Genomic DNA, 21,767 nt, shown 5'->3' on the forward strand with positions numbered 1-21,767 from the left:
AAATAGTTTCATATTAAACTAAATGTTACCGAAATAGACGACAAAAAAATCCACGCCCCTAATTTAGGAACGTGGATACTGTATTATCGTACTTCTGCGCCAGTTTCAACTAGAGCTTTTAACACTTTTTCATGAGCATTTACAACTTCTTCATCTGTTAATGTACGTTCAGGATCAAAGTATGTTAATGAGAAGGCAACAGATTTTTTACCTGGAGCCATTTTCTCTCCTTCATATACATCAAATACATTTACACCTTTTAACAGTTTCGTGCCAGCTTTACGAATGATGTCAATAATCTCTCCTGCTGGTACTGCGCGGTCTAGTTCTAATGCAATATCACGAGTCATAGCAGGGAAACGTGGAACTGGAGTGTAAACAAGCTCTTCACCCGTTGCAGTTAAGATTGCTTTTAAGTTTAATTCAGCAATAAACGTATCTTTCAAGTCTAAATTTTTACGTTCCACAGGATGTAACCCACCAATAATACCGACCTTTTCTCCATCTAAGAAAATGTCTGCTGTTTGACCAGGATGTAAGCCATCAACTGTTGACTTTGCATAAGAAATACGATTTTGTAATCCCAATTTTTCAAATAAGCCTTCTAAAATTCCTTTTACAATGAAGAAATCAGCATTTACTTTTTCACCAAGCCATGCGTTGTCTACCCATTTTCCAGTAACAACAACAGCAACATGTTCTTCTTCATAAGGAAGATCTTCAGCAGTTTTGCCTAAAAATACTGAGCCAATTTCGTAAAGTGCTACAGATTCAGCATTACGAGCTACATTATAGCTTGCTGATTCTAATAAGTGAGGAACTAAGCTTTGACGTAAAGTCGAACGTTCTTCACTCATCGGCATTAGTAATTTTGTTGTTTCCTCTGCTTTTAATGCATATTTTTGAGATAACTCTTCTGATGTTAAAGAGTAAGTAACTGCTTGGTAAAGACCAGCACCTTCTAAGAAGTTACGTGCAACTCGACGTTTCGCTTGGTAAGGTGTTAATCCTCCAACTTGATCATTTCCTTCTGGTAAAGTCATTGGAATTTCATCATATCCGTAAAGTCGTGCAATTTCTTCAACGATATCTTCTTCAATTTTAATATCTTGACGACGAGTTGGCGCATCAATAATTAATAATCCATTTGCTGCTTCCACATCAAACTGTAAACGATTTAAAATCGATAACATATCTTCTAAAGAAATTTTCATTCCAAGTCGTGCATTAATGAAATCTGGTGAAACCACTACACGTGCTGGAGTTTTATCTAACTCATCAACTAACACTGTTCCTTCTAATACTTCGCCACCTGCAAGTTCTGCAAGTAATTGAGCTGCACGTTCAGCAGCAGGAATGACTCTGTTCGGGTCTACTCCTTTTTCAAAACGAGCAGATGCATCAGAACGTAAACCAATCTCTTTTGATGTACGACGAACGGACAATCCTTCGAAGTAAGCAGATTCAATTACAACTGTTGTCGTATTTTCCGTTACTTCTGAATTTGCACCACCCATTACACCGGCAATCGCAACAGGTTCTATGCCATTTGTAATCACAAGGTTATGTGCTTTTAAGTTGCGTTCTTGGTCATCTAATGTAACAATTTTTTCTCCTTCATGTGCTAGACGAACGACAATTTCTTTCGTTTTTAATGCGTCATAATCAAAGGCATGTAGTGGTTGACCATATTCCATTAAAATATAGTTTGTAATATCGATTACATTGTTGTGTGGACGAACACCTGCAGCCATTAAATAATGTTGTAACCAAAGTGGTGATTGTGCGATTTTCACGTTTTTCACAACTTTTGCAGCATACAATGGATTTTCTTTCGCTTCTACACGTAAGTTTAAAACATCTTCTGCTTTTTCATAAGTTGTTTCATATTTTACTTCAGGTAACTTCACTTCACGAGATAAAATGGCAGCTACTTCATATGCCACACCTAACATCGATAATGCATCCGAACGATTTGGCGTTAACCCAAGTTCTAATACTGTATCACGAAGGCCAACAAGCTCTAGTGCATCACTACCAGGAACAGCATCTTCAGGTAACACGTAAATTCCATCTGCATATGCTTTTGGAACTACACGACCTTCAACACCTAATTCTTGTAACGAACAAATCATCCCGTTAGATTCTTGGCCACGCATTTTCGCTTTTTTTATTTTAATGCCACCTGGAAGACGAGCACCCGGTAAAGCCACGATTACTTTTTGTCCTGCATCAACATTTGGGGCACCACAAATAATTTGTCGTACATCCCCTTCACCAACTTCTACCTGGCATACGTTTAATTTGTCTGCATCTGGGTGTTTTTCTTTGGAAACAACGTAACCAACCACAACATTTGTCATGCCTTGAGAACGGTCAATTACTGCATCCACTTCAATCCCAGAGCGTGTAATTTTTTCAGCTAATTCTTCTGCTGTGAAACCATGTATATCAACATATTGTTTTAACCAATTTAAAGATACTAACATTTTTGGGCCCTCCTACTCTTCTGTTCGGTGGAATTGTGATAAGAAACGAATGTCATTTGTATAGAAATGACGAATATCATCCACCCCATATTTCAACATTGCAATACGTTCTGCACCAATACCAAACGCAAAGCCAGATAGTTTTTTCGAATCGTAGCCAGCCATTTCAAGCACGTTTGGATGAACCATACCAGCTCCTAAAATTTCAATCCAGCCAGTTTGTTTACACACGTTACAGCCTGTACCACCACATTTATGACAAGAAACGTCCACTTCTACAGATGGTTCTGTAAACGGGAAGAAACTTGGGCGAAGACGAATTTCACGCTCTTCTCCAAACATTCTTTTCGCTAACGCATCAAGAGTACCTTTTAAATCACTCATGCGAATGTTTTCACCAATTACTAGTCCTTCAATTTGCATAAATTGATGTGAGTGAGTGGCATCATCATTGTCACGGCGGAATACTTTCCCTGGACAAATAATGCGAATTGGTTCACCTTTTTTTGCTTCCATTGTACGAGCTTGAACTGGTGACGTGTGCGTACGTAAAAGCGTTTCTTCTGTAATGTAGAATGTATCTTGCATATCACGAGCAGGGTGACCCTTTGGAAGGTTTAATGCTTCAAAGTTATAATAGTCTTTTTCTACTTCAGGACCTTCTGCGATTTCATACCCCATCGAAAGGAATAAATCTTCAATTTCCTCAATAACACGAGTTAATGGGTGACGGTTTCCTGTGCGAATTTTTCGACCAGGCAATGTTACGTCAATTGATTCTTTCTCAAGTTGCTCTTGAATGGCTTGTTCTTCCAAAATTGTGATACGCGCTTCAAGTTGGTTCGTTACGTTTTCACGAACTGTGTTTACTAAAGCCCCCATTTTAGGGCGTTCTTCAGGAGATAATTTCCCCATGCCTTTTAATAAATCAGTAATTGGACCTTTTTTTCCTAAGTACGCAACACGAACGTCATTTAATTCTTTTAAATTGGAAGCAGCTTCAATTTTCGCTAATGCTTCTTGTTCTAATTGCTTAAGTTGTTGTTCCACTTTTATTCCTCCTTAGAGAGATATTTGCTTTTCGAGGTGTGATATTTGCTTTTGAGCGGGGGCTATTTGCTTTTCGCAGTAAGTTATTTGCTCTTCATCTTATAAAACAACAAAAAACCCCGCCCCTAAAAAAGGGACGAGGATATATCGCGGTACCACCCTAGTTATTGCAAAAAGCAATCACTTCATTAATATAACGACTAATTTAGCCGGCCTTCCTTTCACAACTGATCCCGGAAGCTGCTCGCGGGGTGAACTTCGATTTAAAGTAACATACATAAGCTTGCAGTCTATGGCTTATGCTCCCTAAATGCACTTATACAAAATCTACTCTTCCCGCTCATAACGCATTTTTATTATGAATTTCTAAATCCTTCATTATTTTACGTCAACTCTCAAATTTTTTCAACTAATTTAAGAACGGACTAGCTGGTATAAAAGTATTCCAGTAGCAACAGCAACATTTAATGACTCTGCTTGCCCTAGAATTGGAATGATAACATTTTGATTTGTTTGGCTTAGTAACTGTGGATGAATTCCGCTACCTTCATTGCCAACGATTAATGCAAAGCTATCTGTTTTCTCAATTTCAGTATATTCAATTGCGTCCTGAAGTGCTGTACCATAAACTTTCACTCCATTATCCTGCAAGTCTTCAATCCAATCTGCTAACTCACCGCGCACAACAGGAATGTGGAAATGAGAGCCTTGACTTGAGCGTAACGTTTTTGGATTATAAGCGTCTGCACAGCCTTTTCCAAGAATCACTGCATCAATACCTGCAGCATCTGCTGTACGAATCATCGTCCCAATATTACCTGGGTCTTGCACTGCATCAACAAGTAATAATTTGCGCCATTTTAACTGATCTTCATGAGAAATCTCTAGCTGTTTACAATGAGCAAATACACCTTGAGAGTTTTCTGTTTCAGCAATTTCCTTTGCAACAGTTTGCGTTACTTCCACCATCATAACATTGTCGATATCCCATAATAATGGTAAATCGACACCTTCACGTACGATGATTTGTACAATTTGATCTTTATTTTTTAACGCTTCTTCCACTAAATGAAATCCTTCAACAAGAAATTCTCCTGTTTTTTCGCGTTCTTTTCGAGTTGTAACAAGTTTTTTCCAATGCTTTACTAATGAATTTTGAGTTGATTCGATACGTTTCATATGAACTTTGTTTACCGCCTTTTCACTTCATTCTTGCCTAATTTTACATGAAAAGTGGAACCATGTAAAAATTTTATATCAAAGCTAATTTTTTAAGGTGAACTGCTACCCTTTCAATATGTTGTTCAGTAGTTCCCTCTCCAAAAGAAATACGGAAAAATTGACGTGCCTTCGATATACTATTACCCATCGCTAATATCGCTTTTGTCCCTGATGCACTATTGATGTCACATGCACTCCCTGTTGAAATGCAAATATTTTCTTCGTTCAAACTTAACATGACGTATTGACCTTCAACTCTTGGGATGCAAAGTCCACAAATGCTAGGAAATTGCTGAGCATCATGTGATTCAATCCACTCAACTGACGAATCGCGAATTACTTCCTTCAATTGTTTACGTAATCTCCAATGCTTATCTAAATGATATGCGTACTGTTCAACAGCTGTAGCCATCGCGACGATTGCAGGGGTATCCACCGTGCCACCACGAATTCCCTTTTCATGAGTGACCCCAGGAAAAACAGGTACAATTCTTCTATGGGGATTTATATAAATAGCACCGCATCCTTTTGGTCCACCAATTTTATGAGCAGACACTGTAATACTATCCACTTTATGTGAAAACTGCGAAATATCAAGCTTACAAAATGATTGAACACAATCTACATGATATGGAATTCCTTGTTCATTAGCGATATTTGCAATGTCTTTAACCGGTTGAATCGATCCAATTTCTGAGTTTACATGTTGAATCGAGATTAGCACGGTATCTTTACGAATGGCGCGACTCAATTCAGCTAAATCTATGACACCATCTCTAGTAAATGATAGCTTTGTAATTTCAAATCCTTCACGTTCCAAAGTATTCATCGCAGCATGAACACTCGTATGTTCTGCAGCGGAAGTGATAATATGTTTTCCTTTTCCTCCCCTTGCAAGAGAAAGGATTGCTAATATGTTGCCTTCTGTTCCACTGCCAGTAAAAACAACCCCGTCACGATTTACCCCCATTTTATCCGCAACGATTGCCCTTGCTTCTTCTAACAATACATGTGCTTTCCCTCCTGCATCGTGCAAACTAGACGTATTACCATACACTTTTTTTGCCATTTGACTATAGACATCTATCGCAGCTTCTGTCATTGGACTTGTTGCCGCATAATCTAAATAAATCATTGTGATAATCCCTCATTTTCGATAAAAAATCGCAGGAAAAGTCTGCAATTTTTAAAAGAATAGTAGTAAAATCAATGCTTGTTTTCTACTTCATTTTATGTAAATATAAGTGTCAAGACAACTGTAAAGAAGGGAACTCTATGAAAATCGATACTGATGTCGTCATTATTGGAAGTGGTATTGCCGCACTTCAAGCAGCTCGTGTTTTATCACAAAAATTTGACGTTCATATCGTCACAAAGGCAAACATTACAAATGGTAGTTCTTACAAAGCGCAAGGTGGTATCGCAGCTGTTACAAGTTCTGATGACTTTACCTCGTTGCACATACAAGATACATTAGATGCTGGAGAACATCATCATTCAACCGAAAATGTAGAAGCGTTAGTTGAAAAAGGAAAAGATGCAATTACACAACTTATCAATGATCAATTTTCTGTTGACCGTAAAGAAGATGGCGGTATTTCATTAGGTCTTGAAGGTGCACATAGTAAACCACGAATCATTCACTCAGGCGGCGATGCAACTGGAAAAGCGTTAGTCGATCATTTAATCGAAAAACTACCTCAAAATGTTATTGTTCATGAATATGAGCTTGCTTACGAACTGTTACTAAACACTTCAGGCGAATGTATTGGCGTTAAAACAAAAGCTAACGCAGATGAGAAAATCTACTTTGCCTCGTATGTCATTTTAGCTACTGGTGGTGCAGGTGCTATCTATTCATGTACATCTAATTGTTCAGATAGTTATGGAGATGGTATTGCTCTAGCCTTTTTAGCGGGTGCAAAGATTGCCGATATGGAATTTGTTCAGTTCCACCCTAGTTTACTTTACATTGATGGCAAATCAAAGGGTCTTGTTTCGGAGGCAGTGCGCGGAGCTGGTGGTTATTTTGTTGATGAAAGTGGCCGAAAAGTTATGGAAGGTGTTCATCCTTTAGGTGATTTAGCACCAAGGCATATTACAGCTTATGAAATGTATAAAGAACGTGAAAAAGGTAATGAAGTATACATCGACATCTCACAAATTGTCGATTTTGAAAAAAAGTTCCCGACCATTACAAAATTATGTGAAGAAAATGGAATTTCAATTAGTCATAAACGTATTCCCATCGCACCTGGCAGCCACTTTTTAATGGGTGGTGTTGTGGCAGATTGCTTCGGGCATACAAGCATTCCAAGACTTTTAGCAGTTGGAGAAGTAGCGTGCACCGGAGTTCATGGAGCAAACCGATTAGCAAGCAACTCATTGTTAGAAGGAATCACTTTCGGAAGATTAATGGCCGAAAACCTTTTAAAATACGGTACGAAACAAAAAAACTTCCAACAAATTCAAACAAATAGACGAACAAACTCTCTAGAACTTCTACCAGCTCATACAGTTCAAAATGAAATGTTAGCGCATGCAGGAATCTTAAGAGATCGTGAAGGTTTAAATAGATTAGTTAAGATATTACCAACTCATGAGCAGTACTTTACCATTGATTTGAGTAAGTTAACCCGAAAAAAAATTGAACTAATCTTTATGCATATTAGTTCAACATTAGTGGCGACTTCTGCCCTAACACGAAAGGAATCTCGAGGTGCCCACATTCGCAAAGATTACCCGCTGAAAGATGACTATTGGAAAAAGAAATGGGTAGTATTTGAAAAAGGAAAATTAAATGTGAAGGATGAGCTTTATGAACAAAATCAAATTACAAACAATGTTAAAGCAGTTTTTTAATGAAGATATTGGTGATGGTGATCTTTCAAGTGAATTGCTATTTTCACCTACTGAACAGGGGTCCTTCACATTTTATGCAAAAGAAGAAGGAATTTTTTGTGGAGCCGAAATTATTGAAACTGGTTTTTCTTTATTAGATTCATCTTTAAAAACTACGATTCTAAAACAAGATGGCGAGAAACTAAATAAAGGTGATGAAATTGCAATTATCGAAGGAAATTTACGTAGTTTACTAACTGGCGAACGGGTTGTTTTAAATTTAATCCAACGAATGAGTGGAATTGCAACAAATGCTTCTAGAGCCGTCCAATTAACAGAAGGAACAAACGCTAAGATTTGTGACACTCGAAAAACAATTCCAGGTCTTCGAATGCTAGATAAATATGCCGTTCGATCTGGTGGTGCTTTCAACCATCGCAGCGGCCTTTATGATTGCATCATGTTAAAAGATAACCATATTTCCTTTGCCGGTAGTATTACCAATGCAGTAAAAACTGCTAAAGCAAGAGTTGGTCATACCGTGAAAATAGAAGTTGAAATTGAAACGAAACAACAACTTTTGATGGCAATAGAAGCTGGAGCAGACATTATTATGTTCGATAATCGCTCACCTTTAGAAATTGCCGAATGGTTATCACTCGTTCCACCCCATATCACAACCGAAGCATCTGGTGGAATCACGTTAGAAAACTTACGCAGTTATGCAGAGACTGGTATTGAATGGATTTCTTTAGGGGCCCTTACCCACTCTGTTAAAGCTTTGGATATTAGTGCATTAGTAAAACTAAAGGGGGCAATGTAAAGTGGCGATTGCAAATCTATTAAATAATAAGGTTATGTTACCAGAAAAATACCGCACAATGGAACTTGCTGAAATGGAAAGCCGCATTCGTGATATTAAAGGAAAATTAGGCGAAAAATTATTTATTCCTTGTCATCATTATCAAAAAGATGAGGTTGTTCAGTTTGCAGATAGTATTGGGGACTCTCTTCAACTAGCACAAGTTGCTGCAGCAAACAATAAAGCTGAACATATCGTTTTTTGTGGCGTTCATTTTATGGCCGAAACTGCGGATATGTTAACAACTGATAAACAAACCGTATATTTACCGGATATGCGTGCAGGCTGTTCAATGGCAGACATGGCAGACATTTATCAAACGGAAGAAGCTTGGGTTCAGCTACAGGAAATCTTTGGCGATACAATCATTCCACTCACTTATGTAAACTCAACTGCAGCGATTAAAGCTTTCACAGGGCGTAATGGTGGTGCCTGTGTAACATCTTCCAATGCAAAGAAAATGGTGAAATGGGCATTTACTCAAAAAGAACGTTTATTCTTCTTACCCGACCAACATTTAGGACGTAATACAGCTTTTGAGTTAGGTATTCCACTAGAACAAATGGCCGTGTGGAACCCGATTACTGGCAAGCTAGAGTTTGAAGGTAATGTGGAAGATATTAAAGTGATTCTTTGGAAAGGACATTGCTCCGTTCACCAAGGTTTTACAGTAGAAAATGTGCGTGAAGTGCGTGAAAAGTATCCTGAGATGACAATCATTGTTCACCCAGAATGTTGTCGCGAAGTAGTAGAAGTATCAGATATGAATGGATCCACAAAATTTATTGTGGATACGATTAATGCTGCTCCTGCTGGGTCAAGCTGGGCAATCGGTACGGAGATGAACTTAGTGAAACGAATCATTGCTGAACATCCAGATAAAACAATTATTTCATTAAATGAAAATATGTGTCCTTGTTTAACAATGAATCGAATCGACCTCCCACATCTTCTATGGGCATTAGAAATCATCGAAAATGGTGAAGAAGGCAATGTCATTAAAGTAGATGAGGCAATTACAAAAGAAGCAGTTTTATCTTTAGATAGAATGCTGTCATTATAATTTGGTTTGGAGGGAACGTTCCCTCCTTTTTTTATTCATTTATTTACTACGTATAGTTTTCATTTGTACAGGCAAACTACTTAATGAGGAGGAGATTGTTTATGAACTTTCAAATTAGAGACGCAATAAAACAAAATGTACAGGGTGATAGTGCTACAGAATTCCGCGACACTGTGCAAGACGCAATTTCCCGTGGAGATGAACATTTACTCCCAGGATTAGGCGTATTTTTAGAAGCATGGTGGAAAGCATCTTCAGACGAAGAACAACAAGCCTTTACTGAAAAACTATCTAAAACCTTTATGAACTAAAACTTTACACTGGCAATATGCGATTCATATTGCCAGCCATTTTACAATCCCCAATCTTTTGCCATTAAATCTTTCAGAATAGAGATCTCGTTTTCTCCAATATGATTTGATATTTTAGTTAATAATTCATTTTTGATTGAATTATATTTTTCTACACATCTTTCCCCAAGTTCTGTTAACTCAATACATTTATCTCTTTTGTTATTTGCATTCAAAACATTGACTAATCCTTTTTCTTCAAGCTTTTTGATAAATTTATGAGTAGCTTGACGTGTAATTTGCACAGTTTTTGTAATAGATGAAATGGTTGGTTGTTTTTTATAAATCTTCGCCATAATATACCATTCTGAATTCGATATGGAGACGTCGCTCATTTCACTCCACTTTTCCTCAAGAACTTTTCGAATCATGTTATGTCTTTCGCTAATTACATCAAATAAATCCAAAGATTCATATTGTGAATTCATCAATTTCACTCCAAGTTTTAAATGTGTCAATTAGTATACAAAAATTGCATTATAACGTCAACTAAGTTGACATTTTTCAGAAAATAGAGTACTATTAAAATAGTCAACTAAGTTGACAAATACAGTTTGGGAGGCACAATAAATGTTCAAGATTGGTGATACGATTATCTATTCTTCTCATGGTTTATGCCAGATTGATGATATAACAGAAAAGACATTCTCTGGTGTGACAAAAACGTATTATGTCCTACATCCTGTCGATAATATTCAACTACAAATAAATGCCCCTATTGATAATAAAACGATTTCAATGCTAGAAGTGATGACAAAGGAACAAGCAAATGAAATCTTTACCTTATTTACTTTACCTGGCATTGAATGGATTGAAAAAAACAATCAACGGACACAAATTTATTCAAGCATCATTAAAAAGGGTAACCGTAAAGAAATTTCCAAAATTATTAATACGTTGATGACAAAAAAATACGAACTTGAACAAGAAGGAAAGAAATTTCCTGAGTACGATCGTAAATTGTTATTATCAACTCAAAAAGTTTTATTTGCAGATTTAGCCCTTTCATTAGAGACAACCCCAGAAATCATCGAAGAAAAAGTTGAGAAACTTTTACAAATATGCGATAAACAAACAACTTAATAATGAACATTAAAAAAGCAACCTAGCGTCTCCCAGGTTGCTTTTCCTATGTAGCGATGAGTCTTTCCATCTTGAAATTGTCATCGCGCAAGATCAATCCCAGCGAGTCCCCCGTTCATGATCTATCTATATCCCAGTGGAAAAGTACACCACCCGCATACTTTTCCACGGCAATACACATCTACTTCCCCTGAAGTTATTTGTGCATTTATAAAAAATTTCAATTTCACCTGTCGCTGAAGCTTTCGGTGCAGAGGTAAAAATTTTTCTTCTTAAATTATGCAAGCAAAGAAATTAGTACCGCTTTTTGTGCATGAAGTCTGTTCTCTGCCTGCTCGAAGATATAAGAATTTGGTCCATCGATTACTGATGTTGCCACTTCTTCTTCACGGTGAGCTGGTAAACAGTGTAAGAACATGTAGTCAGATTTCGCATGTGCTACTAGAGCATCATTAATTTGATAACCTTTGAAATCTTCTAAACGCTTCGCAGACTCTTCTTCTTGGCCCATACTAGTCCAGACATCTGCATAAACAACATCGGCATTTTTCACAGCTGCAACTGGATCTGTTGTTACTGTCACGATACTTCCGTTAGCTTTAGCGATTTCTTGGGCTTTCGCAATAATTTCTGGATTTGCTTCATAACCTACAGGAGTTGCAACTGCAATGTCCATTCCAACATGGGCAGAAGCTACCACTAATGAATGAGCCACATTATTGCCATCACCAACGTAAGCCACTTTTAATCCTTTGAATTCGCCTTTATTTTCTGCGATAGTTTCTAAGTCAGCTAATGCTTGGCACGGATGATAAATATCTGTTAAACCATTAATAACTGGGATAGAAGCATGTTCAGCTAATTCTTTAACCATTTCATGAGAGTTAGCACGAATCATAATGGCATCTAAGTATCCTGATAAAACGTGACCTGTATCTGAGATTGGTTCACCACGGCCAATTTGCATATCTCGGGAATGCATAAACATCGCTTTACCACCAAGTTGATTCATTCCAACTTCAAATGAAATACGTGTACGCGTTGAATGTTTTTCGAAGATCATTCCTAGAGTTTTGCCTTCTAGTAATCTAGGACATCTACCTGCTTTAGTAATGGTTTTTAATTGTGTTGCTAATTTAATTAAATCTTGTACTTCCTCACTTGTATAATCAAGCAGTGTCAGTAGATCTTTTCCTTTCAAACTTGACACTAGCTTTAACTGAACCTCTTCTAATAATTTCATTAACTAACGCCCCTTATTTCGTTGATGATGTAATTTATTATACATATGTATATTTATTAAATCAAGTGTATTTTTATGATTTATTTAAACTTTTTCTAAACAGACAATATTCATTAAATATCGAGAAAAATATGAAAAATACTTATAAATATTCGTTATTAAGATTAAAAATGAGCATCGATAAATACACCACTATTACTTATATGCACGTTCGACTGTTTTAGACACAAAAAAAGGAAGAAAATTTTTTCTCCCCAAAAGTTTCATATATATACATTCCGAATTAAAAACGTTTAAGTTCATAAAACTTATCATCAAACTTATAATATAACCTATTATTCAAAATTGTGATTCCATGTCTACTAACCATTGATGTAACTTTATATTTTTCTTTACTAATAATTTTTTGATTTTCTCCGTTCAAATCCATTTCTATTACTTCTTTATTCTTATTTTGAATGATGTTATTTTTCACATGAGTGGAATCTACGACAGCATATATTTTTTCACCTTTAAGTATAAAATCTGTTAAAAATTTTTCACTAGTAGTCTCATTTTTATTAATATAAGTTTTCGTCGGTGATATATATATTTGTTTTAATTCTCTAGTACTATAATTATATTTATATAGATTTCCGTCACCACAGTAATACATATAGCCATTATAGACAGCAAGGTATCTATAAGTCCTTCCCTTAGTCATTGAAAATCCACCATTTTTAACTACTATTCCATCCGGTAATACAAGCTTCTCGTATCCGGATCCGTCCGTCTTTAGTTTATAAGCATATCCAGCATTATCTGTAAAATATAATATATCTCCAACTAATTGAATCGAATAGATATTAATTGACATATTTTTATTGATATAGCTCTTTTTTAAATTCTTTAAATCTAACTTTTTGACAGTTACTCCACTAGACTCTTTATTACTGTAATACAATAGATTTCCTTTAGTATCTAAGACTAAATTACTAGCATTACCAGAGTCAAGAAGTTCAATATCTTTTCCATCTAGCTTCATCCTATTTAAACTTTTACCTGAATTTGTTTTTTGTATGAAGTAAATCCATCCATCATGTATGACAAAATCCGTTGCAGTAAATAATCTCTTTTTCTCAGATCCATCTAATCTTTGTTTAAACGTACCTGCTACAGGTTCATATGCTGAATAGTAAACCCATCCATCATAATATGTAGATTGAAAGTTTTTTAAATTTATGACACTTTGTTCAGCTTCCGTATATGCCGATGATACTACTTTTGTGTCAGCTTTCTTATTATTATTTGTTAAGCTTATATTATTGCTTGTATTCGCTTCAGTTTGGATAGGTTGTACAAAGCCTGCTACCCCCACCATTATTGCTAGGGCACCTATATATTTTTTCTTCAATTTATACACCTCTACAAATATATTGTGGGGGTGAATACTTAACGAACTAATCCAACGAAAGCCTTCAACCCCCACTGATTATAAAGGTTCACGTCTGATGAAAATGTGAATAGTTGCAACGAACAGCATTCTTGATTATGTTTTAGTTAATTTTTATGTTTCCTTATCCTATTATTAATCAAACACAATTTTATTTACTGTTTCGCGATCTAACTTTTTGATGACTTCTACAATTAGCTTTACTGTATTTTCGTAATCATCACGATGTAGGATGGCTGCATGTGAATGGATATAACGGGTTGCTAGACCAATTGCCATTGCGGGAACTCCATTTGCTGTTAAATGGATTGAACCTGCGTCAGTTCCCCCACCTGGTGTTGAATCGAATTGATATGGAATATTATGTTCTTCTGCAATATCTACAACAAAGTCTCGAAGTCCTTTATGACCAACCATTGACGCATCATAAATAATTATTTGTGGTCCGTCTCCAAGTTTTGATGTGGATTCTTTTGGGGTAATTCCTGGAGTATCACCTGCAACTCCAACATCTAGGGCAAAACCGATATCTGGTTGAATTTTAAAGGTAGACGTTTTAGCACCACGTAAGCCTACTTCTTCCTGCACATTTCCTACGCCGTACACAATATTTGGATGCTTGCTATTTTTTAACTCTTTAAACACGTCAATTGCAATTGCACACCCAATACGGTTATCCCATGCTTTCGCCAATAACAGTTTTTCATTTTTCATCACATTAAATTCGAAATACGGTGTAATCATATCCCCTGGGCGAATTCCCCATTCTGCTGCTTCTTCTTTTGAGGTTGCTCCTATATCAATGAATAATTCCTTCATATCCACAACTTTTTTCCGAGCTTCTGCTGGCAATATGTGAGGAGGTTTAGAGCCGATTACCCCAATAATTTCTTCACCTTTACGGGTTGTAATCGTAACGCGTTGGGATAGCATAACGTGACTCCACCATCCACCAACTGTTTGAAATTTAATAAACCCTTTTTCATCGATTTGAGAGACCATAAACCCAATTTCATCAAGGTGGCCTGCAATCATAATTTTTGGACCGTTTGCATCCCCAACTTTTTTAGCAATTAAGCTACCAAGGTTATCGTACTCAATTTCGTCTGCTAAAGGTTCAATGTATTTTTTCATGACTTGTCTAGGTGCACGTTCATTTCCCGCAATACCATTTGCATCTGTTAATTCTTTTAACATTTTTAAAGTGTCATCTAATTGAGCCATTTACTTGCCCTCCCAAATCCTAATATCCAGAACGTTGACGCTCATAGTTTTTTTCGTTCTTAGAAATATATGCTTCCATTATGTCATCTAATGTGAAACCTAAGTTGTAAGCTAACACTCCATAACATTTCCAAACTCCACGGTAAGTATCCTCTGTTGGATGTTGGATAAATTGTATAATAACTTCCTGTGTTTGTAAAAACCAACTTGTTAAATCTTCTTTTGTTTTAATCTCAGGCCAAGATTCTAAAAATAAACTTTTTTCATTTCCTAAAGAAAGTAAAAAGTGAATTGAATCAACAAATTCTTCTAAAATAACTTCCCTTTCAGAAGGGCCTTTCGTGCTCCAAAATTTAAAACATCTCGTTTCATTAGCAAGTTCCGCAAGTTCAATCATTAACGCCAGACCTTTTTCTTTAAACACATCTCGATCAATCTTTTGTGTTTGTTCGATAAAAGAATCGAGTTGGCGTTGCATTTCAAAAAGTTCTTTAAATTCCATCGTAAATCCCTCAATTTCTTCATAAAAAATGAAACTTCATCTACTAGTTAATCGTAAATGAAAGTACTATGTCTTTACAAGGGGGACTTTTATGGCTCTTCTAATCATCCGCTTTCTTATCATTGCCCTTATCATTTATTTATTTTATAAAGGTGTACGTTTTTTAACCGATCCTAAACGAAAATTAGATGAAGCATATGAGAAAGGAGAATATTATTTTTACGATGATGTAAAAAACGTACGAAAAAACTTTTATATTTCTTACAAAGGTGCCCTATTTGAAGGCGAAAAATATTTAGGAACAACAGAAAACGCTTTTGAAGTAGTTTCAATTTTTGTTTGGGTACACGATACAATGAAGCTTCACGGCCTTACAAAAGAAGACTTTTTATATTTAGAAAAGGAAATTCAATTGAACTATCCAACAGCTAAAATTAACTGGAAAAATCCAATAGAACAATTAATGAAAAACGAGAAATAACAAGTTAAGGATTGTCGAACATTGCATGATCTATGCATTGTAGACAATCCTTTTTATTTTATTAGCAATCTTAATAGAAAAATTTATAGTTTTTCTTATTAAAATGGTTATTTGTACAAGTAACAAAGAATCGAGTTCATATAAATAGTAAAGAAAGGAGGTGGGAAATATGGGTTGTAGAAGAGATTCACGTTGCGACAATAACCGCGTGATGGGTGATTTCGACAGAAGACATCGCCGTGACAATGACCGCGTAATGGGTGATTTCGACAGAGGACATCGCCGTGACAATGACCGCGTAATGGGTGATTTCGACAGAGGACATCGCCGTGACAATGATCGCGTAATGGGTGATTTCGACAGAAGACATCGTTCATGCAACAATAATCGTGCAATGGGTGATTTCGATAGAGGAAGAAACCGTGATCACGATCGTGTAAGAGACACTAGAGATGACAGACGTGGTAGATGCCACAAATGTACTATCGAAATTGTTAGTCCTGACAGATTTAATGGGAACAGACGTAAGTGCTCGCGTTGTGGGAACCATAGAGGCTGGTAAAAAACATTTAGCTTAATTACAATTTAGCAACTTACAAACATTCCTAATAATTGGAACATGATGCGTGCCTATAAAGCACGCATTTTTCATGTTAATACTGCGATAACATTCTCACTATGAAAAAAATATGAATTGCAGCCAGTAACGGAAATCCAAAGGCAAATGAATTGTGTTTTGTTTTGTGACGGAATAAGTACATTCCTAAAACACCACCACAAGCTCCACCTAATATGGCTAACGTAAATAATGATTTTTCCGATATTCGCCACTCATGATTTTTAGCTCGTGATTTATCAACGTACATGAATATACATAAGATCATTGACATTACGGCAATATAGGCTAATAAAGCTAAATCCATAGTAACCCCCTAAATGATATCTCTATAATAGACAAAAAAGCTGATAGGTTCTCCTACCAGCTTTGTATAAGTATACTAATTATTTAGCGACAGCTTTTTTTGCTGCATCTGCTAATTGAGCAAATGCTTGAGCGTCAGTTACAGCTAAGTCAGCTAACATTTTACGGTTAACTTCGATACCAGCAACTTTTAAACCGTGCATTAAACGGCTGTAAGAAAGACCGTTGATGCGAGCAGCAGCGTTGATACGAGTGATCCATAATTTACGGAAATCACGTTTCTTTTGACGACGGTCACGGTATGCATATTGACCTGATTTCATTACTGCTTGGTTAGCAACTTTGTATAATGTATGTTTTGAACCAAAATAACCTTTTGCTAATTTTAATACTTTTTTACGACGCTTGCGCGTTACTGTTCCGCCTTTTACGCGTGGCATAACAATTACCTCCTGCAATTCTTTCGAATGTTTAATTTAATCACGTTCATCTATTACACAAAAAATATTATTTCATGTAAGTAAGTAAAGATCTGATGCGTTTGAAGTCACCTGAAGTAGCAACTTTTGCTTTACGTAAGTGACGTTTTTGTTTAGTAGATTTGTTAGCGAATAAGTGGCTACCGTAAGCACGGTCAAATTTTAATTTTCCTTTGCCCGTTTTTTTGAAACGCTTCGCAGCGCCACGGTGAGTTTTCATTTTTGGCATTTCGAATTTCCTCCTAAATATTCGTCAATATTACTTTTTCTCGTTCTTTGGTTGAAGAACTAAGAACATACTTCTGCCTTCCATCTTTGGCTTTTGTTCAACCGTAGATACTTCAGCACAAGCTTCAGCAAAACGATCTAATACGCGCTGTCCAATTTCTTTATGTGTAATGGCACGTCCTTTAAAACGTAAAGAACATTTAACTTTATCGCCTTTTTCAAGGAATTTAATTGCATTACGTAATTTCGTTTGGAAATCATGTTCATCAATTGTAGGACTTAGACGAACTTCCTTCATGTTGATGACTTTTTGATTTTTGCGAATTTCACGATCTTTCTTTTGCTGTTCAAACTTAAACTTACCATAGTCCATAACACGAGCGACTGGTGGCTTAGCTTGAGGGGCCACAAGGACAAGATCCAAGTTTGCACGAGCGGCAAGTTCTAACGCTTCATTACGAGATTTAACTCCTAGCTGATCACCATTATGGTCGATTACACGAAGTTCACGTGCGCGAATGCCTTCGTTTACATACATGTCTTTGCTAATACGAATCCACCTCCAAGATTTGTCGCGAATACACGATTAAGGCTTAGCTAGCCCGGTTGAACGGTACACTTTCTAAGTATGTCCATAAAAAAAGGACGGACATTATTCAGAAGATGTCCGCCCGCTATATATACATACGCGTCTAATCAGCGTAGTCAATTCAACGTGTCATACCTGTTAACTGCAAAATGCGTAATTCAGGTGAGAAGCGGGCAGCCTCTACTTCAACCACAAACTGTATTCATAACCTAAATAATCATAACACCACAAAATATGAATGTCAACTAACATTTTAACTTTTTGTTTATTTGCACTTATGAGTTAGTTATTTGCCTTTGGGTATATGCTATTTGCTTTATATTATAACTTATTTGCCAAAGTAGAAAAGTTATTTGCTTTTCAACTTATTTCCTAACTTCAGCAGTAATTTTTTCTACAAATTCAGCAAGGGAAACTGTTTCTGAATCTTTAGATCCATAGCGGCGTACATTTACACCTTCAGCTTCTAATTCTTTATCACCTAATACAAGCATATAAGGAATTTTCTTCATTTGTGCTTCACGGATTTTGTAACCTAGTTTTTCTTCACGGTCATCCATTTCAACACGAATGCCAGCAGCACGAAGCTCAGCAACCACTTTTTGAGCGTATTCGTAATGAACTTCATTTGAAACAGGAATTACTTCCACTTGAACTGGAGCTAACCAAGTTGGGAAGGCGCCTTTATATTCTTCAGTTAAGAACGCCACGAAACGTTCCATTGTAGATACGACACCACGGTGAATAACTACTGGTCGGTGTTGTTTTCCGTCTTCCCCTACATAAGATAAGTCAAAACGTTCTGGTAATAAGAAGTCAAGTTGAACAGTTGATAATGTCTCGTCTTTACCGATTGCTGTTTTTACTTGAACGTCAAGTTTTGGACCGTAGAATGCAGCTTCACCTTCAGCCTCATAGTAGTCTAAACCTAAATCATCCATCGCTTCTTTTAACATGCTTTGTGCACGTTCCCACATTGCATCATCATCAAAGTATTTCTCTGTATCTTGTGGGTCACGATAGGATAAACGGAATTTATAATCATTTAAGTCGAAATCTTTATATACATCAAGGATTAATTCAACAACACGTTTGAATTCATCTTTAATTTGATCTGGACGAACAAAAATGTGAGCATCATTTAATGTCATGCCGCGCACACGTTGTAAACCAGATAAACCACCAGAACTTTCATAACGGTGCATTGTTCCTAACTCACCGATACGGATTGGTAATTGACGATAAGAGTGCATAGATGATTTATAAACCATCATATGGTGTGGACAGTTCATTGGACGAAGCACTAATGTTTCGTTATCCATTTCCATTGGTGGGAACATATCTTCTTGGTAGTGATCCCAGTGACCAGAAGTTTCGTATAATTTTTTCGAACCTAACACTGGAGTATACACATGGTTATAACCAAGACGCACTTCTTTATCAACAATGTAGCGCTCAATAATACGACGAATTGTTGCCCCATTTGGTAACCAAAGTGGTAACCCTTGACCAACCGTTTGAGATAAAGTGAATAGCTCTAACTCTTTCCCAATTTTACGGTGATCACGTTCTTTTGCTTCTTCTAACATTTGAAGGTGATGTTTTAATTCTTCTTTATTGAAGAAAGCCGTACCGTAAATACGTTGAAGCATTTTGTTATCTGAGTTTCCTCTCCAATATGCTCCTGCTAACGATAAAAGTTTGAATTCTTTTAGTTTTCCTGTAGATGGTACATGAATTCCACGGCAAAGGTCGAAAAATTCACCTTGATAGTAAATAGACACTTGTTCATCAGCAGGAATTGCTTCAAGTAATTCTAATTTATATTCGTCACCGATTTCCTCGTAAATTTTTTGAGCTTCGTGACGGCTTACATTTTTACGTTCAATTTCGATGTTTTCAGAAATGATTTTTTTCATTTCTTTTTCAATCTTTGGTAGGTCATCTGCTGAAATTGGTGTTGGAGAATCGATATCGTAGTAGAAACCGCCTTCGATTACTGGACCAATTCCTAATTTAACATCTGGGAATAAACGTTTTACAGCTTGAGCAGTTAAGTGAGCTGTAGAGTGACGTAAAATTTCTAATGCTTCATCAGATTTTGGTGTGATGATTTCGATCGCACCGTCTTCTTCGATTGGTGTTTTTAGGTCAATTTGTACGCCGTTTAATTTACCAGCTAAAGCTTGTTTTTTTAATCCTGGGCTAATGGAGGCTGCCACATCTTCTGTTGATGTACCACGTGGAAACTCCTTTACAGCGCCATCTGGAAATGAAAGTTTAATTACTTCTGACATGATGATTTCTCCTTTTTCTTTGGTTTGAAGATGGAAACGCACATAATTTCTCGAAATTCGCACATAAACTCGCGAAAACCGCACATAACTTCCAGAAATCCGCACATAAACTCACGAAAATCGCACATAAATTGTCAAATTTCGCATCACAGCAAAATAAAAAGCGCCATCCCTATGAAAGGGACGACGCGTATGCTCGTGGTTCCACCCTTCTTCCTTCCGAAACACTAGTTTTCAGACGAAGCTCTAGGTCGGTTAACGTACCGATTAACGTTAGCGGATTATCCCCGCTAAAGCTCCGAGGTAGTAAAGATTGTGTGCGTACTAGGAAACTTCCAGCCAAGGTTTCCTTCTCTTTAAGTCGTTTTCACAAACTTGTTGTCCTCATCAAAGCAATGGTATTTAAATTATAACGATAGTATACGCTCGAATGATTTTAAATGCAACTAAGAACACAAAAATTTATCCACGACGATTTGTACCGTCTAGGGGAACAGGGATTGTCAGACTTTTTATGCGTTCCATCATCCGCGCAGCTTTGATTGGTTCATTATCACCTTTCTGAGAATTAGCAAGATGATATTCCAATTGATCATAATTAAAGTTAGACGAAATGAAAATTGGCTTTTTTTCTGACATTCGATAATTTAGTATAGTGCTGAAAATTTCATCACGTGCCCAGCTTGTCATGGATTCTGCGCCAAAATCATCAAGCATTAGTACGGGTGCTTTTTTAATATACTCAATTTTCTGTTTGATAGTCGAGTCATCAATCGATTCTTTTAGCTCTCTTAAAAATTCAGGAACATACATTAATACTGTTTGTACCTTCATTAAAGCTAATTCATTTGCAATTGCACCCAGAATAAAAGATTTCCCTACACCAAACCCCCCATGAATATATAACCCTTTTGATGGGACCGATTGTTGTTCCTTAATTTCGTTAATAAAATCAGCTACAAAATCGGCTATTTTGATTCGACCAGGTGTATTAATATCCATAGTAGAAATGCTTGCAGTGAGCGCATCTTTTGGCATATGGAAGCTTGAGATCATTTTTTCAATTTCTCGTTGTTCTTCCTCGATTACTCTTTGGGAGCATGGTACATAATCCACGACAATAATTTGGTTTCCTAAACGTAACTTAGGAACAAATCCATTAACATAGTTTGTGCAACTACCCGTTCCACCACTACCGCAACATTGATGAGCTTGGCTTGTGAATTCTTGCAATGCTGGTAGACTTCGTTCGATTACATCGTCCGTTAAGATGTTTTGATGATCTTTCAGAAAATCTTGAACTTCAGAATTAGATAAAATATTTTTTTTCACTTCTTCATAACGTTGTTGAAATGAAGGAACATTGATCACTTTATTTAATGCATTTTTTATTGGTTCTATTGTACTCACC

Annotated in this window: 23 protein-coding genes and 1 other annotated feature; of the genes, 7 read left to right on the forward strand and 16 right to left on the reverse strand. The window is 36.5% G+C overall.

Translation table 11 applies throughout. From position 1 onward, the window contains the following. Positions 1-83: 83 nt before the first annotated feature. From pheT to CRO00_RS06360, 4 genes are all read right to left on the reverse strand, one after another. Positions 84-2,489: a phenylalanine--tRNA ligase subunit beta gene (gene pheT, locus CRO00_RS06345; protein WP_097072838.1), complete on the reverse strand. Its 2,406-nt coding sequence runs from the start codon at positions 2,487-2,489 to the stop codon at positions 84-86. Between the two features lie 12 nt (positions 2,490-2,501). Next, positions 2,502-3,539, reverse strand: coding sequence for a phenylalanine--tRNA ligase subunit alpha (gene pheS, locus CRO00_RS06350; RefSeq protein WP_097072839.1), 1,038 nt, complete (start codon positions 3,537-3,539; stop codon positions 2,502-2,504). Positions 3,540-3,668: 129 nt separating this feature from the next. Then, positions 3,669-3,894: a binding site (T-box leader), on the reverse strand. A gap of 59 nt (positions 3,895-3,953) precedes the next feature. Continuing rightward, positions 3,954-4,718: a TrmH family RNA methyltransferase gene (locus CRO00_RS06355; protein WP_097072840.1), complete on the reverse strand. Its 765-nt coding sequence runs from the start codon at positions 4,716-4,718 to the stop codon at positions 3,954-3,956. Positions 4,719-4,791: 73 nt separating this feature from the next. Beyond that, positions 4,792-5,895, reverse strand: a complete 1,104-nt coding sequence (locus CRO00_RS06360) for a cysteine desulfurase family protein (RefSeq protein WP_097072841.1) — start codon at positions 5,893-5,895, stop codon at positions 4,792-4,794. Between the two features lie 140 nt (positions 5,896-6,035). On the opposite strand from CRO00_RS06360, the gene nadB reads away from it, so the two are divergent. The 4 genes from nadB to sspI all read left to right on the forward strand — a co-directional run bounded on the left by nadB (position 6,036) and on the right by sspI (position 9,837). Further along, positions 6,036-7,622 carry an L-aspartate oxidase gene (nadB, locus tag CRO00_RS06365; RefSeq protein ID WP_097072842.1) on the forward strand — a complete coding sequence of 529 codons (1,587 nt, stop codon included), beginning with the start codon at positions 6,036-6,038 and terminating at the stop codon, positions 7,620-7,622. After that, positions 7,579-8,424: a carboxylating nicotinate-nucleotide diphosphorylase gene (nadC, locus tag CRO00_RS06370; RefSeq protein WP_097072843.1), complete on the forward strand. Its 846-nt coding sequence runs from the start codon at positions 7,579-7,581 to the stop codon at positions 8,422-8,424. The genes nadB and nadC overlap by 44 nt, the downstream gene beginning before the upstream one ends. Position 8,425: 1 nt before the next feature. Then, entirely contained in the window at positions 8,426-9,526 is a 1,101-nt protein-coding gene (nadA, locus tag CRO00_RS06375) for a quinolinate synthase NadA (protein WP_097072844.1), read from the forward strand. 101 nt (positions 9,527-9,627) lie between these two features. Next, positions 9,628-9,837, forward strand: coding sequence for a small acid-soluble spore protein SspI (sspI, locus tag CRO00_RS06380; protein WP_097072845.1), 210 nt, complete (start codon positions 9,628-9,630; stop codon positions 9,835-9,837). A 41-nt stretch (positions 9,838-9,878) separates the two neighbouring features. Here sspI and CRO00_RS06385 read toward each other — a convergent pair whose 3' ends face one another. Then, entirely contained in the window at positions 9,879-10,304 is a 426-nt protein-coding gene (locus CRO00_RS06385; protein WP_097072846.1) for a MarR family winged helix-turn-helix transcriptional regulator, read from the reverse strand. Positions 10,305-10,446: 142 nt separating this feature from the next. On the opposite strand from CRO00_RS06385, the gene CRO00_RS06390 reads away from it, so the two are divergent. Continuing rightward, the gene (locus CRO00_RS06390; protein WP_097072847.1) at positions 10,447-10,959 is read left to right on the forward strand and encodes a CarD family transcriptional regulator; all 513 of its coding nucleotides are present in this window, start codon (positions 10,447-10,449) and stop codon (positions 10,957-10,959) included. A gap of 277 nt (positions 10,960-11,236) precedes the next feature. Here CRO00_RS06390 and argF read toward each other — a convergent pair whose 3' ends face one another. The 4 genes from argF to CRO00_RS06410 form a co-directional block, all read right to left on the reverse strand. Next, a complete protein-coding gene (argF, locus tag CRO00_RS06395; RefSeq protein ID WP_097072848.1) occupies positions 11,237-12,202 on the reverse strand; it encodes an ornithine carbamoyltransferase in 966 nt (321 codons plus the stop codon). 283 nt (positions 12,203-12,485) lie between these two features. Next, positions 12,486-13,595 carry a DUF5050 domain-containing protein gene (locus CRO00_RS06400; RefSeq protein ID WP_097072849.1) on the reverse strand — a complete coding sequence of 370 codons (1,110 nt, stop codon included), beginning with the start codon at positions 13,593-13,595 and terminating at the stop codon, positions 12,486-12,488. Positions 13,596-13,769: 174 nt separating this feature from the next. Continuing rightward, positions 13,770-14,858, reverse strand: a complete 1,089-nt coding sequence (locus tag CRO00_RS06405; RefSeq protein WP_097072850.1) for a M42 family metallopeptidase — start codon at positions 14,856-14,858, stop codon at positions 13,770-13,772. Positions 14,859-14,877: 19 nt separating this feature from the next. Further along, positions 14,878-15,360, reverse strand: coding sequence for a dUTP diphosphatase (locus tag CRO00_RS06410; protein ID WP_097072851.1), 483 nt, complete (start codon positions 15,358-15,360; stop codon positions 14,878-14,880). 91 nt (positions 15,361-15,451) lie between these two features. Here CRO00_RS06410 and CRO00_RS06415 point away from each other — a divergent pair, with 91 nt between their 5' ends. Continuing rightward, complete coding sequence (locus CRO00_RS06415) at positions 15,452-15,841, forward strand: sigma-w pathway protein ysdB (protein ID WP_097072852.1); 390 nt, start codon at positions 15,452-15,454, stop codon at positions 15,839-15,841. 187 nt (positions 15,842-16,028) lie between these two features. On the opposite strand, the gene CRO00_RS19985 is transcribed toward CRO00_RS06415, so the two are convergent. Continuing rightward, complete coding sequence (locus tag CRO00_RS19985) at positions 16,029-16,211, reverse strand: hypothetical protein (RefSeq protein WP_141396945.1); 183 nt, start codon at positions 16,209-16,211, stop codon at positions 16,029-16,031. Between the two features lie 82 nt (positions 16,212-16,293). Between CRO00_RS19985 and CRO00_RS20530 the strand changes: the two genes are divergently transcribed. Further along, positions 16,294-16,419 carry a hypothetical protein gene (locus tag CRO00_RS20530; protein ID WP_272914311.1) on the forward strand — a complete coding sequence of 42 codons (126 nt, stop codon included), beginning with the start codon at positions 16,294-16,296 and terminating at the stop codon, positions 16,417-16,419. Between the two features lie 75 nt (positions 16,420-16,494). Here CRO00_RS20530 and CRO00_RS06425 read toward each other — a convergent pair whose 3' ends face one another. The 6 genes from CRO00_RS06425 to dnaI form a co-directional block, all read right to left on the reverse strand. Beyond that, positions 16,495-16,764 (reverse strand): DUF1294 domain-containing protein, encoded by a 270-nt coding sequence (locus CRO00_RS06425; RefSeq protein ID WP_097072854.1) that lies wholly within the window; start codon positions 16,762-16,764, stop codon positions 16,495-16,497. A gap of 79 nt (positions 16,765-16,843) precedes the next feature. After that, entirely contained in the window at positions 16,844-17,203 is a 360-nt protein-coding gene (gene rplT / locus CRO00_RS06430) for a 50S ribosomal protein L20 (protein ID WP_097072855.1), read from the reverse strand. 67 nt (positions 17,204-17,270) lie between these two features. After that, positions 17,271-17,471, reverse strand: a complete 201-nt coding sequence (rpmI, locus tag CRO00_RS06435; RefSeq protein ID WP_097072856.1) for a 50S ribosomal protein L35 — start codon at positions 17,469-17,471, stop codon at positions 17,271-17,273. 30 nt (positions 17,472-17,501) lie between these two features. Beyond that, positions 17,502-18,008 (reverse strand): translation initiation factor IF-3, encoded by a 507-nt coding sequence (infC, locus tag CRO00_RS06440; RefSeq protein ID WP_121212725.1) that lies wholly within the window; start codon positions 18,006-18,008, stop codon positions 17,502-17,504. A 416-nt stretch (positions 18,009-18,424) separates the two neighbouring features. Next, positions 18,425-20,356 carry a threonine--tRNA ligase gene (gene thrS / locus CRO00_RS06445; protein WP_097072858.1) on the reverse strand — a complete coding sequence of 644 codons (1,932 nt, stop codon included), beginning with the start codon at positions 20,354-20,356 and terminating at the stop codon, positions 18,425-18,427. A 462-nt stretch (positions 20,357-20,818) separates the two neighbouring features. Beyond that, positions 20,819-21,766 (reverse strand): primosomal protein DnaI, encoded by a 948-nt coding sequence (dnaI, locus tag CRO00_RS06450; protein ID WP_237658341.1) that lies wholly within the window; start codon positions 21,764-21,766, stop codon positions 20,819-20,821. Between the last annotated feature and the right edge of the window lies 1 nt (position 21,767).

Origin of the sequence: Ureibacillus xyleni (genome assembly GCF_900217795.1) — a bacterium.
In the GTDB taxonomy this organism is placed as follows: Bacteria; Bacillota; Bacilli; order Bacillales_A; family Planococcaceae; genus Ureibacillus; species Ureibacillus xyleni.